Here is a 12,353-nt window from a genome sequence, read left to right as displayed (position 1 = left end):
GCAGAAACATGTTTGTATCAATCGGAAACTCAAGAATGGATAAAAAGTTTAACTGCACGGATATGACATATGAAGATTTTGTCAGCCGTCTGTCCAAGACAAAATATACTGCGGAAACAATGGAGCAGTACAGGAAGATGCCGAAAGGGCAGCAGGACAATATCAAGGATGTCGGAGGTTTCGTGCTTGGAAAGCTGAAGGGGGGACGCAGGAAGAAGGACTGCGTGATTTCCAGATCCGCTATCACACTTGATATGGATTACGGAACACCGGGTATCATTGATGAACTGGAAATGTTCTTTGACATGAAGATGGTGGTGTATTCCACGCATAAGCATACGCCGGAGAAGCCGAGACTGCGTATCATCATATTTCTGACAAGGGACGTGACACCCGATGAGTACGGGGCAGTCAGCCGTATGCTTGCATCGGATATCGGAATCGAGCTTTTTGATGATTCCACCTATGAACCATCAAGACTGATGTACTGGCCGAGCACTTCCAGTGACGGTGAGTATGTGTTTCAGGAGATCGAAGGGAACGAAGTCGATCCCGATGAAGTGCTGTCCCGTTATAAGGACTGGCATGATGTATCAGCATGGCCGGTCAGCAACCGTCAGGCATCCGTTGTGCAGAGGGATATAAAAAAACAGGCTGACCCGCTTTCCAAGGACGGGCTGATCGGGGCCTTCAACCGCACATACACGGTGACACAGGCAATCGACAAATTCATCCCAGATGTGTACAGGCATTCAAGGGCAATCCCCGGAAGATATGATTATATCCCAGCGGACTCGGCTGCCGGAGTTGTGGTCTACGATGACCTGTTCGTATACAGCCACCATGCAACAGACCCATGCTGCGGAAAGCTGATGAATGCGTTTGATGTGGTAAGGCTTCATAAATTCGGTGACAAGGATGCAAGGGTAGCCGAAGGGACAGAGCCGGGAAAACTCCCTTCTTTTAAAGCCATGCAGGATTTTGTTTCTGCAGATGAAGAAGTGAAGAACACACTTGCCAAGGAAAGACAGGAGCTGGCGGTACAGGAATTTTCCCCGGAGCCGGATGAGGACTGGCAGAACAAGTTGGTACTTGACCGTAGGGGAAATATCAAGGATACCCTGCAGAACATCGCACTGATCATCCGCAACGATGAGAACTTCAAGCACATCGTGTACAACGAGTTCAAGGATACCATTGATGTCATCGGTTCGCTTCCGTGGAAACAGGTAAAACCCGGATGGAACGATTCTGACCTTGCAAATGCAAAGGTGTATTTCGAGAGGGTGTACGGGATCTGGTCACCGACCAAGTTTAAGGATGCACTGCTTGCCGTGGTGTCATCCGACAGGCTCTACCATCCGATCAAGGATTATTTTGCAACGCTTCACTGGGATGGACAGGAGCGTATCGATACACTGCTCATCGACTATTTCGGTGCGAAAGATTCACCGTACACAAGGGCAGTCATCCGCAAGACACTGGTGGCTGCGGTAGCACGTATCTATAAGCCGGGAGTAAAGTTCGACTCCATCCTCGTGCTGAACGGACCGCAGGGAATGGGAAAATCCACCTTCTTTGCCATCCTTGGAAAGCAGTGGTTCTCGGATTCCTTATCCATTTCGGATATGAGGGATAAGACTGCTGCCGAGAAGCTGCTCGGAAACTGGATACTTGAGATCAGTGAGATGAATGGTATCCGCAAGACGGAAGTCGAAGTAGTAAAATCCTTTGTCACCCGTCAGGATGATAAGTTCCGTCAGGCATACGGGGTCAATGTAGAGTCACATCCAAGAAAATGCATCATTGTGGGAAGCACAAACTCCGAGGGCGGATTCCTTCGTGACGTTACGGGCAACCGAAGATTCTGGCCCGTGCATGTGCCGGGGACAGGAAAACACCATCCGTGGGAGCTTGACTGTGTCGACCAGATCTGGGCAGAGGCAATCCATCTGTATAACGAGGGCGAGGAGCTGTTCTTAAAAGGTGCGGAGGCAGAGGAAGCATACAAGATGCAGCAGGAGGCAATGGAGTCGGATGACCGTGAGGGCATCGTGCAGGACTATCTTGACAGACTGCTGCCGGATAACTGGTCATCAATGGATGTCTACCAGAGAAGGGCATTCCTTGGCGGAGGAGAGTTCGAGACGGTCGGTGTCAAAGGAACGGTCATGCGTGAGCGTGTGTGCATCATGGAAATCTGGGTGGAGTGCTTCGGCAAGGAGCGTCAGAACTTAAAGAAGGCGGATTCCTATGAGATCGAAGGCATCTTAAACAAGATCGGGGGATGGAAGAAGTATGATTCCAATACCACGGGCAAGACCAAAGTCCCCCTTTACGGAGTGCAGAAGACTTTTGTGCGGATGGATGAGAAACCAGAGGAAACCCGTTAGGCGGTTTCCGGGGTTTCCCAGATGCAGATGGACAACGGTAGTCGGAAACCGTGCTGACACCTTGGAAAATAAGGGGTTGCGGTTCTTAGTTTCCCAGTTTCCCATTAAATCCAGTTGAGAATTAAAAATAAAGATAAAAAGAGCAATTCATGTATATATGCGCGTATAGGAGTTGAAGGCATATGGCAACCGCAATCGGCAAAGGAGGTATCTGGTTTTGCTAGAAAGTACAGTAGAGAGACATTTGAGGGAAGAAGCTAAAAAGCGGAAAGGCATGGCACTGAAGTTCGTATCACCCGGTATGAATGGAGTGCCTGACCGCATCGTCCTGATGCCGGACGGGAAAATGGCATTTGTGGAACTGAAAGCACCGGGGAAGAAGCCGAGACCGCTTCAGCTGAAGAGAAAGCGGATGCTTGAGAGGTTAGGTTTTCCCGTTTATGTAGTTGATAATATTGAACAGATCGGAGGTATCCTTGATGAAATACAAAGCACATGATTATCAGCAGTATGCAACAGATTTTATAATCAGACATCCCGTGAGCTGCCTGATCCTGGATATGGGACTTGGCAAAACGGTCATCACGCTTACGGCATTGTGGCTTCTGCTGTTTGACTATTTTGAAGTGAGACGGATCTTGGTGATAGCACCGAAGCGTGTGGCAGAGACCACATGGCCGGCAGAGATAAAAAAGTGGGAGCATCTTTACGGCATGACATTTGCCGTGGCAATGGGAACTGCAGAGCAGAGAAAGGAAGCACTTCTGTCAGGAGCCGATGTGACAATCATCGGAAGGGACAATGTTTCATGGATGACAAAAAACATATTTTTTGATTTTGACATGGTTATCATTGATGAGCTGTCGAGCTTCAAGTCCCCGAAGGCACAGAGGTTCAAAGACCTGAAAAAAGTAAGGCCGATGGCAAAACGTGTGGTCGGGCTTACGGGAACACCGGGAAACCTCATGGACTTATGGGCAGAGATCGGAATCCTTGATATGGGGCAGAGGCTTGGAAGATATATCGGCGGCTATCGTGACAGGTTCTTTCTGCCGGATAAGCGGAATCGTGAGATCATCTTTTCGTATAAGCCGAGGGAAGGGGCAGAAGAAAAAATATATGAACTGATCTCCGATATCAGCATTTCCATGAAAGCCGTGGATTATCTTGATATGCCGGAATGCATAAACAATCGTGTGACCGTATCCATGTCGGAATCCGAACAGGCACTTTATGACAGGATGGCAGATGAAATGATCCTTGAATACGGGAAAGGACAGGACATTGATGCGGTAAATGCAGCTGCCTTAAGCAACAAGCTCCAGCAGATGGCAAACGGTGCGGTCTATGATGAATCCGGCAATGTCCGTAACATCCATGACAGAAAACTGGATGCACTGGAAGACCTGATCGAATCGGCAAACGGAAAACCGCTTCTGGTTGCATACTGGTTCAAGCATGACAGGGAGCGGATATTAAAACGGTTTCCGGCAAGGGATATCAATACAAAGAAAGATATCGAAGATTGGAATAAAGGAAAAATCCCTGTGGCTCTGATCCATCCGGCATCGGCAGGACACGGACTGAATCTTCAGGAAGGCGGTTCAACTATTGTATGGTTTTCACTTACTTGGTCCCTTGAACTGTATCAGCAGTTGAATGCCAGACTTTACAGACAGGGGCAGAAACACACGGTTATCATAGAGCATCTGGTGACAGAAGGAACGGTCGATGAAGATATCCTCCGGGCAATTGAAAAAAAGGATACTACACAGAATGCGATGATAGAAGCAGTAAAGGCAAGGATTGGAGGTATGACGGATGACGGCAGACGCAATGATGAAGGAATATAAGAACATGAAAAAGGAACTGACCGTGACTGAGTTCCAGCTCCGTCAGTTTCAGGGAGTGAGCGAACAGGACATGATCGATTCCATGCTCTATTCCCATCAGGAAGGGGAAAGGGTGCAGACGAGCACTCTTTCTGATAAAACGGCAAACATAGCGATCAAGTATAAGGCAGCAATGGAACGGGAGAATGACGAGTGGTACGGTTTTCTTTTCCAAAGATATATGTTCCTGAAGGAAGAACTGGATTTTTTCGAGCATGCAGTGAACGGACTGGATGAAAGACATAGAAGCATTATCACGGATCTTCTGGATGAGGATATGACATGGGACATCATGATGGAAAGATACCATGTGAGCCATACGATGATCGGGAAATACAGAAAAGCAGCATTGAAGGAACTGGATAAACAGTATGAAATGAGGGACAGACAGGTGGAAGCCTTTGTCCTCGGATAGGAGGTTTTTTATGTGTAAGCGTGGCGATATTTATTATGTGGATTTTGGAGAGAAGGCCGGAAGCGAACAGGGCGGTGTGCGTCCGGCACTGATGGTAAGCAATAATAAGGCAAATAAGCATTCGCCTGTGGTTACGGTCATTCCGCTGTCGGCAAGGGTGTGGAAAAAGAAGTATCTTCCGACCCATGTGCAGATTCCGCTGAAGAAAAGCAGCGGTCTGAATAAACCGAGCATGGCACTGGCGGAACAGGTGGAAACCCTTGATAAAACAAGGCTTGGAGAAAGAATTGGGGAAGTGCTGGATGACATGGTCATGGAGCAGATTACCGTGGCACTCCAGATACAGATAGGCGCATATGCAGAGTACAATTAAGGCAGTCAGACGGCTGTCTTTTTTGTTTGCGTTATGGTAAAATATAAATATATAAAAGCACATTGAAACTAATCAGATTTGAATTCGAAAAGGAGGATGGTTATGACTTTTTATGATTCACATGGCAAAGCAATAGCGTATTTACATGATGACGGAATTCATATTTATCTTTTTAATGGAAGACCAGTAGCATATTTATATGGTGATGCCGTTTACGGATTTAATGGTCATCAATTTGGCTGGTTTGAAGATGGTTGGATTAGGGATTTAAATGGCTGCTGCGTTTTCTTTACGGAAAATGCAACTGGCTCTGGACCAGTAAAACCAGTTAAATGTGTAAAGCCAGTCAAAGGAGCTAAATATGCGAAGCCAGCTAAATGTGCCAAGTATGCCAAACAGGCCAAGGCTGCGAAATCATTATCTTGGTCCAGATTATCTGGAAATCAGTTTTTTGAACAATAGATAAGAACGGCAATTGTGTTGACATAGAAGAATAGCAGGGGGTATTGGTGATGGAAGAAGTACAACAGAAGAATCCAGAAGAGATAGAGAATGATAAGAAGGGATTGGTTAAGTGGGTTAAAGAACATAAAGACCAGCTTGCTTTAGCGGGGGTGAGTGTTGCAGCAGTTATTGCAGTGATACTTGGACTGAAGAATAAGGATAGTATTACAAATGTATGGCTGACTTTAAAAGATGAAATCAAAAAAGGCAAACCGCTATCAGCTAAATGGTATGAAAAAGCTGACTTAGAAGAGCTTAAGGATGTAAGAGATTCTGTTCAGAAGGCATATCTGAATCCAAAACTTAGTATGGAAACCAGAGGTCATTTGTGGGATCTACTTCCAGTAATTGATAATGCAATTGGTAAGCGGGAGTGGGCAGGAAAAGAGTATGGATTTCCTGTAAAGAGCGAGAATGGCTGGCATCTGTCGAGTGATTAAAGGAATAGGTGCACTAGAGGTTTACTAAAGGTGCACTAATGGTTTACTGACTTTTTAATTTGTATCTGCTATGATTAAGATGGCAAAAAAGAAAGGGAGCGGAAACGCTCCTTTTTATGTTGCCGTAAGGCGGTGCCTTTTCAATCCTTTCACACCGCCCGTGTACATAGAAGGGAGGAATGGCAGATGCCGATGAAACCAAAGAAGCCGTGCAGACACCCCGGATGCCCAAAGCTGACAGACGGACTGTACTGTGAGGAGCATGAAGCACTGCACCGTGGTGACAGGGCGAGCAGCAGCAAGCGTGGTTACAACAGGCAGTGGCAGAAGGCAAGGGCAAGATACCTGAAGGCACATCCTTTGTGTGTTCAGTGCTTAAAGGAAGGCCATGCAGTGACAGCAACTGTGGTCGATCATATCAGACCGCACCGTGGCGATCCCGTCCTGTTCTGGGACGAGAAGAACTGGCAGAGCCTTTGCAAGCCTTGTCATGATAAAAAGACATGGAACGAAGATAACAATCCTGAGTATCGGTTCTGACGGCAGACCGTGGGGGTATCTAAATCTCTACAGTCTGAACCGCTGAAGACCGATGGCCCCCTTTGCGTGAATTTTCGCAGAATTAAACAGGGGGGATATAAAAAGGGTATGATAATTTTCGCAGAATGTACTTAAAACACGGCAAAAAGGGGTATTTCCTTTTGCCAGAAAATCAGGGAAAACGCATTATTTAAGGCTGGAAAACAGTGTAAAAACATTGTTTTTCCGGTCTTTTTTTGTGTGCCGGAAGGAGAGTGGAAAGGATGACTGACACACAGGCAAAGCAAATTAACGAGATGCGGATGAAGGGGATGGGCTATAAAGCCATCGGAATGGCAATCGGACTATCCCGTGACATCGTAAGGAATTACTGCAAGAGGCACAACCTTGCCGGATATGCCACGGTGGTTTCAAAAAATATGAAACTCATGGTGGACGGTAAAGAGGTGTGCCACTTCTGCGGTAATCCGATCACGCAGCCGAAGACTGGCAGACCGAGAAGGTTCTGTTGCGAAAAATGCAGAAGGGAATGGTGGAAGGCACACCCAGAAGCAGTGAGGAAAAGTGAGAAGGCTTCTTACACGCTTGTATGTGAGCAGTGTGGGAAGCCTTTCATTTCCTATGGAAACAAGAACAGAAAATACTGTGGCCGTGAATGTTATTTCCGGCACAGGTTTTTAGCAGAGGAGGATATGGAAGATGCAGTTTCAGAGTTATAAAATAGCAGACCTTATCCCGGCTTCCTATAATCCAAGGAAGAAATTAAAACCAGGTGATAAGGAGTATGAAAAAATCAAGAATTCCATTAGGGAGTTCGGTTATGTCGAGCCGATCATCATCAACTCAGACATGACCATTATCGGAGGACACCAGAGGGCCACGGTCCTTGCAGACCTCGGATACACGGAAGTGGAATGTATCGTGGTCGATATCGACAAGAACAAGGAGAAGGCACTTAATGTAGCGCTTAATAAAATTACAGGTGAATGGAATAAGGAACTTCTGGCCGACCTCATCAAAGACCTTGAGGATTCAGAATTTGATGTCAGCATCACGGGTTTTGAACCGCCAGAGATCGAACAGCTTTTTAATTCTGTGCATGATAAGAAGATCATGGAAGATGACTTCGATGTGGAAGCGGAGCTTGCAAAGCCAATCGTGGCAAAGACAGGTGATGTATGGCTGCTAGGAAAGCACCGTGTTATCTGCGGTGATTCCATTCTGCCGGAAACCTACGATAAGCTGATGGATGGACAAAAAGCAAATCTTGTCCTGACTGACCCGCCATACAATGTAAATGTTGAGGAGACAGCCGGCAAGATCAAAAATGACAACATGCCGGATGAGGATTTCTATAAGTTCCTGTTTGCTGCATTTGTAAATATGGAGCAGTCGATGGAACAGGATGCATCCATTTATGTATTCCATGCAGATACGGAAGGGCTGAATTTCAGAAAGGCATTCAAGGATGCAGGTTTTTATCTTTCCGGGTGCTGCATCTGGAAGAAGAACGCACTGGTTCTTGGAAGAAGCCCGTACCAGTGGCAGCATGAGCCGTGTCTGTTCGGATGGAAGAAAGGCGGGAAGCACCAGTGGTATTCCGACAGGAAGCAGACCACCATCTGGGAATATGACCGTCCGAAGGCGAGCAAGGATCATCCGACCATGAAGCCAGTGGCGCTTATGGCATATCCGATCCAGAACTCATGCATGAGCAACTGCATCGTGCTTGATCCGTTCCTTGGTTCTGGCTCTACGCTGATCGCCTGTGAGCAGACACACCGTATCTGTTACGGCATCGAACTGGATGAGAAGTTTGTGGATGTGATCGTAAACCGCTACATTGAACAGTGCGGTTCGGATGCGGATGTATTTGTCATCCGTGACGATATGAAAATTTCATATCAGCAATTATGCAAGGTAGGACAGTATAATGAGATAGATAGCCTTTCTTGATGTATGTTCCGGCATTGGCGGCTTCAAGCTCGGTTATGAAACTGCTGGACATAAATGCATCGGATCTCAGCAGCACTTATGGAAAATGCAGTTATTACAACAGTTATTTAAGCGGTTGCGATGTTGCTTCCGGAGTCCAGAAACGGACAGTACATTTTCTTTTGGAAAGTACCATTATCTGCTTGACTATACGGGCATTCAGAGTGATATATGGTATTACCAAAAGGAAAGGAGACCAGCAGAATGGAAATTATTACAAATGCTGAAAACAGGAAAGAATTAGTAAAAGCCTTATCCGGACATTTCGGACAGAGATCAGAATATCTTGGACCGCCATCCTTTGCATACCGCATCGGAAACATCATGGTGGACAGGGACGCAAAGATCATATTTGAAGATGATAGCATGGAAGACGAGGTGAGAAGGGTGCTTTTCCAGAATGACGTGGCAGAAGAGATACAGGAAACACAGATGGAAGAACCGGAAGCAGAGATCAAAATACCGATCGGCAGCATGACACCACAGGGCATCATCAACCTGATAAACATGATGCATTCCAAACAGTACCTTATCAACAGGGCAGTCGGAAGGGAGTGCATTTCCATAGCAGACAGCCTTATAAATGCCCTTGCCGAAAGTACCTTCGAAGATACGGAGACGGCAGCAGGGTTCATTACGGAACAGGGCGGATGCAGCGGTGTTACCTTTGCAGACGGGAACATTGAGTTCACGGGATTTCCGCATACCGATGACATGATGGAATACTGCAGACTTGCATCGGCAATGGTAAAGAAAGCATCGGAACAGAAACGTGTGAATCCGAAACAGACCATTGAAGAGAATGAAAAATATTACATGAGGGCATGGCTGGTATCCATAGGATTTGGCGGGAGCGAAGGAAAGGAAACAAGATCCTTCTTCCTTAAGGGGCTGAAAGGCCATACGGCATTCCGTACCCCGGAAGATGCGGAAAAGTGGAAAGCCAACCGCAGGGCAGAAAGGGGGTCAACGGTATGTTCGGAGTAAGCAGACAGACACTTGAGAGACTGAGGAAGGAATATCCTGTAGGAACCAGGGTGGAGCTTATCCGCCTTGATGCCCCCTACCGGAAGATCCCGTCAGGAACCACCGGAACCGTGGAATATGTGGATGATGCAGGACAGCTCCATACGGTATGGGACGGACACGGGTCACTGGCGATGATCTATGGAGTGGATGAATGGAGAAAGGTTAAAGACTGATGGATAAGATTGTGAAGGTCTGCTATGGTAAAGAAGAGACATGGGAATCGAAGAAAGCTGCGGAGCAGTTCTTCCTTCGAGCCATGATGGGATCTGATGGCAGCGAAAGGGAACGCTATACAAATATCTACATAAAACTGCAGATGGGGATGACCTTCTGCACAGATGAAGAATTTTAAAAGGGGATAATGAAGTGAAAGAAGTCAGAGGAAAGCTGATGGCATTGATGAAAAAGCATCAGATGGATATAACGGAGTTTTCGGAAAAATGTGGAATTAAGGAAGAACGGGTGGAACGGCTGCTTGGCGGCAGGGGAAAACCCAGCCATTTGGAGCGGATGTGTATCGCAGAAGCTTTTGGGATGACAGAGGAAGAGCTACAGGATATAGAACCGCTTTCGCAGACAGAGGTCCGGGAGGTGCAGACAGACGGCATTGAAAAAGTGATCGCAGAACGGCTGCAGGAGATCGTAAAGATTCATGGGATAGGAATTCCTGAACTTGCAGAACGGTGTGGTTTAAAAAGACAGAGAGCAAAGAAACTTATGAATGGTGAAGTTAAGATGAGCATTGCAGAGGCAGTCAGTATTGCCAATGAATTTCAGGTCTCTTTGGAATATCTGTTAGGAAGATATCCATATCCGCTGCCAGCACCACAGACAGAGGAAGAATGGATGGTATACGAAAAACTCGGGCAGATGGATGAAAATGAAGCTCAGAAATATCTAGAAATGATGATGCCGATGAAATAGGACTTGCCATAATTTACACAGGTTTCGGAACAGATCTTTGTGCAGTTTATGGGTGCGATATAACTGGATATATATGTGTTTTAGAGCGAATATGTACCTACCGAAAGGGAAGAAAACAAACGGAGGTACAAGCCATGAACGAAAGGATTGCAAAACAGATCGAGGAAATGAAGAAACAGACCATCGGGGTCGAGGTTGAGATGAACAACATCCGAAGGGATAAGGCTGCAGAACTTGCAGCAGCATTTTTCGGAACAGGAAGATTTGAAAACACGGCTTCCAGAAACGGATATTACACATGGTCAGCATGGGATGCAAACGGAAGGGAATGGAAATTCCAGAAGGATTGCAGCATTTCAGGACCGGATGATAAAAAATGCGAACTGGTCACACCGATCCTTCACTACGAAGACATCGAACTTCTCCAGGAACTAATAAGAAAGCTCAGACACGCAGGAGCCAAGAGCGATGCCACAAGGGGATGCGGAGTCCACATCCACATCGGAGCAAACGGACACACACCGCAGACTTTACGAAACCTTGCAAACATCATGGCGGGACATGAGAATCTTTTAGCGGATGCCTTAAACCTCGACAGCTGGAGGATGAACCGCTACTGCAAAACGGTAGACCCAAGATTCCTTAAGGAACTCAATAAAAAGAAACCGAAAACGATGGCAGCCCTTGCAGACATCTGGTATACGGCAAACGGGGCAAGCTACGGAAGAGACCATCATTACAACGACAGCCGATACCATATGTTAAACTACCATGCTACTTTTACAAAAGGGACGGTCGAGTTCAGGCTTTTCCAATTTGATGCCCCGGCTGACGGAAAGCTGAACGGACTGCATGCGGGACAGCTGAAAAGCTACATCCAGCTCTGCCTTGCCTTAAGCCAGATGGCAAAGGAAGTAAGGACGGCAAGCCCGAAACCGCAGCAGACAGAAAATCCGAAATATGCAATGAGGACATGGCTTTTACGCCTCGGATTCATCGGGGATGAATTCAAGACCGCAAGGGACATCCTTACAAAGAGACTTGCAGGAGACACCGCTTTTAGAAGCGGAAGGGCAGCTTGAAGGGCACAGCCTCCTGCCACCTTGGAGCATTGACCGCCATGTGCGGTCTTAAGGTGGTAGAAGGGTGTTCCCTTCAGAAAGGATGGAGCATTATGGAGAAAAGATATTACATTGCTTATGGCAGCAACCTGAATTTACGGCAGATGAAAATGCGTTGTCCGACCGCAAAGGTCATGGGGACGGCAGTCATCAAGGATTACGAACTGCTTTTCAAGGGAAGTCTTACAGGGGCATACCTTACGATTGAGCCGAAGAAAGGCAGTGAGGTTCCCGTTGCGGTCTGGACTGTTACCGAAACAGATGAAAAGGCACTTGACCGTTATGAAGGATGCCCTGTTTTTTATTACAAAAAGGATATGGAACTGGATATCAGGGGAATACGGACGGGGAAAATGAGGAAAAGAAAATGCTTTGTGTATATCATGCACGAAGAGCGGAAAATCGGGATTCCTTCCCTTTCCTATGTAAGAACATGCCTTGAAGGTTATATCAGTTTCGGATTTGATGAGCATTATCTTTCCGAGGCACAGATCAGGGCGGTGAAGGAGGCAGGATATGAAGACTGAAACATTAAGAATAAGGATCTGCCCGAAATGCGGGGCAGGATACACACGGACACCTGCCCTTTCAAGGGAAGATAACCAGACGCTTATCTGTCCAGACTGTGGAACCCGTGAGGCACTTGCAAGCATGGGCGTGAGCAGGGAAGAACAGGAAGAAATTATAGAGACCATACACAGGTCAAACAGATAGCGGTTATGTAAAA

General features: G+C 46.7%; 17 protein-coding genes. All 17 read left to right on the top strand.

Annotation, left to right across the window (positions count from 1 at the left end):
- Positions 1–8: 8 nt before the first annotated feature.
- The 17 genes from ACIRUQ_RS06000 (at position 9) to ACIRUQ_RS05920 (ending at position 12,340) form a co-directional block, all read left to right on the top strand.
- On the top strand, positions 9–2,393 hold the full coding sequence (locus ACIRUQ_RS06000; RefSeq protein ID WP_207642773.1) for a virulence-associated E family protein: 2,385 nt from the start codon (positions 9–11) through the stop codon (positions 2,391–2,393).
- A gap of 217 nt (positions 2,394–2,610) precedes the next feature.
- Positions 2,611–2,892 (top strand): VRR-NUC domain-containing protein, encoded by a 282-nt coding sequence (locus tag ACIRUQ_RS05995; RefSeq protein ID WP_008117720.1) that lies wholly within the window; start codon positions 2,611–2,613, stop codon positions 2,890–2,892.
- Positions 2,873–4,246 (top strand): DEAD/DEAH box helicase, encoded by a 1,374-nt coding sequence (locus ACIRUQ_RS05990; RefSeq protein ID WP_055289983.1) that lies wholly within the window; start codon positions 2,873–2,875, stop codon positions 4,244–4,246. The genes ACIRUQ_RS05995 and ACIRUQ_RS05990 overlap by 20 nt, the downstream gene beginning before the upstream one ends.
- Positions 4,215–4,700: a hypothetical protein gene (locus ACIRUQ_RS05985; protein WP_242853590.1), complete on the top strand. Its 486-nt coding sequence runs from the start codon at positions 4,215–4,217 to the stop codon at positions 4,698–4,700. The genes ACIRUQ_RS05990 and ACIRUQ_RS05985 overlap by 32 nt, the downstream gene beginning before the upstream one ends.
- Before the next feature lie 10 nt (positions 4,701–4,710).
- Positions 4,711–5,073 carry a type II toxin-antitoxin system PemK/MazF family toxin gene (locus tag ACIRUQ_RS05980; RefSeq protein ID WP_055289985.1) on the top strand — a complete coding sequence of 121 codons (363 nt, stop codon included), beginning with the start codon at positions 4,711–4,713 and terminating at the stop codon, positions 5,071–5,073.
- 102 nt (positions 5,074–5,175) lie between these two features.
- On the top strand, positions 5,176–5,535 hold the full coding sequence (locus tag ACIRUQ_RS05975) for a 4-fold beta flower protein (protein ID WP_055289986.1): 360 nt from the start codon (positions 5,176–5,178) through the stop codon (positions 5,533–5,535).
- A gap of 50 nt (positions 5,536–5,585) precedes the next feature.
- Positions 5,586–6,017 (top strand): hypothetical protein, encoded by a 432-nt coding sequence (locus ACIRUQ_RS05970; protein WP_055289988.1) that lies wholly within the window; start codon positions 5,586–5,588, stop codon positions 6,015–6,017.
- Positions 6,018–6,203: 186 nt separating this feature from the next.
- A complete protein-coding gene (locus ACIRUQ_RS05965) occupies positions 6,204–6,557 on the top strand; it encodes an HNH endonuclease (RefSeq protein ID WP_004843274.1) in 354 nt (117 codons plus the stop codon).
- Positions 6,558–6,820: 263 nt separating this feature from the next.
- Complete coding sequence (locus ACIRUQ_RS05960; protein ID WP_055289989.1) at positions 6,821–7,276, top strand: hypothetical protein; 456 nt, start codon at positions 6,821–6,823, stop codon at positions 7,274–7,276.
- Positions 7,257–8,513: a site-specific DNA-methyltransferase gene (locus ACIRUQ_RS05955; protein WP_055289991.1), complete on the top strand. Its 1,257-nt coding sequence runs from the start codon at positions 7,257–7,259 to the stop codon at positions 8,511–8,513. The genes ACIRUQ_RS05960 and ACIRUQ_RS05955 overlap by 20 nt, the downstream gene beginning before the upstream one ends.
- Before the next feature lie 243 nt (positions 8,514–8,756).
- Entirely contained in the window at positions 8,757–9,539 is a 783-nt protein-coding gene (locus tag ACIRUQ_RS05950; protein ID WP_242853591.1) for a hypothetical protein, read from the top strand.
- Entirely contained in the window at positions 9,527–9,754 is a 228-nt protein-coding gene (locus ACIRUQ_RS05945; protein ID WP_055289999.1) for a DUF4314 domain-containing protein, read from the top strand. The genes ACIRUQ_RS05950 and ACIRUQ_RS05945 overlap by 13 nt, the downstream gene beginning before the upstream one ends.
- Positions 9,754–9,933: a hypothetical protein gene (locus ACIRUQ_RS05940; protein ID WP_055290001.1), complete on the top strand. Its 180-nt coding sequence runs from the start codon at positions 9,754–9,756 to the stop codon at positions 9,931–9,933. The genes ACIRUQ_RS05945 and ACIRUQ_RS05940 overlap by 1 nt, the downstream gene beginning before the upstream one ends.
- Positions 9,934–9,947: 14 nt before the next feature.
- Positions 9,948–10,505 (top strand): helix-turn-helix transcriptional regulator, encoded by a 558-nt coding sequence (locus tag ACIRUQ_RS05935; protein ID WP_055290002.1) that lies wholly within the window; start codon positions 9,948–9,950, stop codon positions 10,503–10,505.
- A gap of 134 nt (positions 10,506–10,639) precedes the next feature.
- Positions 10,640–11,587 carry an amidoligase family protein gene (locus ACIRUQ_RS05930; protein ID WP_055290004.1) on the top strand — a complete coding sequence of 316 codons (948 nt, stop codon included), beginning with the start codon at positions 10,640–10,642 and terminating at the stop codon, positions 11,585–11,587.
- A gap of 89 nt (positions 11,588–11,676) precedes the next feature.
- Positions 11,677–12,153 (top strand): gamma-glutamylcyclotransferase family protein, encoded by a 477-nt coding sequence (locus ACIRUQ_RS05925; protein WP_404856550.1) that lies wholly within the window; start codon positions 11,677–11,679, stop codon positions 12,151–12,153.
- The gene (locus ACIRUQ_RS05920) at positions 12,143–12,340 is read left to right on the top strand and encodes a hypothetical protein (protein WP_055180071.1); all 198 of its coding nucleotides are present in this window, start codon (positions 12,143–12,145) and stop codon (positions 12,338–12,340) included. The genes ACIRUQ_RS05925 and ACIRUQ_RS05920 overlap by 11 nt, the downstream gene beginning before the upstream one ends.
- Positions 12,341–12,353: the final 13 nt, after the last annotated feature.

It is taken from the genome of Eubacterium ramulus (assembly GCF_045002895.1).
In the GTDB taxonomy this organism is placed as follows: Bacteria; Bacillota; Clostridia; order Lachnospirales; family Lachnospiraceae; genus Eubacterium_I; species Eubacterium_I ramulus.
Note: the sequence above shows the minus strand (reverse complement) of the source record. Positions and strands in the feature narration are given on the sequence as shown.